This is a genomic window from Kocuria sp. ZOR0020 (assembly GCF_000800955.1).
In the GTDB taxonomy this organism is placed as follows: domain Bacteria; phylum Actinomycetota; class Actinomycetes; order Actinomycetales; family Micrococcaceae; genus Kocuria; species Kocuria subflava.
This window is the reverse complement of the sequence record NZ_JROX01000376.1, coordinates 1-801: the sequence shown is the minus strand read 5'-3', so window position 1 is coordinate 801 and position 801 is coordinate 1. Positions and strand designations below refer to the sequence as shown.

The following is an 801-nucleotide window of genomic DNA, read 5'->3' as shown; positions in this document are numbered from 1 at the left end:
AGCGGACGCGGCGCTGGCGGCACGGATCCGGGCGCTGCAAGACCCGCAGCAGGGCGGGGACCGCGCATCCGGGGCGCCGCGGATCACCGCCGACCTCAACGAGGACGCGCCTGCCGACGAGCGGGTCAACCACAAGCGGGTGGCCCGCGTGATGCGTCAGCACGGCTTGGCCGGCATCCGCCTGCGCAAGCGCGTGAAGACTACGGTGCCGGACCAGTCCGACCGGAAGTTCCCCGACCTGGTCGGCCGAGACTTCACCGCTGGGGAGCCGGGCCGCCGCTACGTGGGCGACATCACTTACCTGCCCATCGCCGACGGCACGAATCTCTACCTCGCGTCCTGCATCGATCTGGGCTCGCGGAAGCTGGCAGGGTGGAGCATGGCCGGGCACATGCGCACCGAACTCGTCGAGGACGCGCTCAGGACCGCGCGGCGCGAGCGCGGCACTCTGCGCGGCGCGATCTTCCACTCGGACCACGGGTCGGTCTACACCTCGAAGTCGTACGCAACTCTCTGCGAGCGGCTCGGGGTGACCCAGTCGATGGGCGCGATCGGCTCGTCCGCGGACAACGCCTTGGCCGAATCGTTCAACGCGGCTCTCAAGCGCGAGCTGCTCGAGGGTCGCCCCGCGTTCCCCGACCAGGCCACGGCTTACCGGGCCGTGTTCCGGTGGGCGAACCGCTACAACACCCGCCGCCGCCACTCCGCGATCGGCAACATCGCCCCGAACGCCTACGAGACCGCTGCGTCCGCTATGAAGCGCCCTGGGTCTGATGGAGACTCGCGCTATTTGATTCCGAC

At 69.9% G+C, this 801-nt stretch carries 1 protein-coding gene; it reads left to right on the top strand.

The features are described 5' to 3' along the window. Positions 1–801 (top strand): IS3 family transposase (locus L979_RS13865; RefSeq protein WP_052209913.1); only part of this gene is annotated, 801 nt, incomplete at both ends.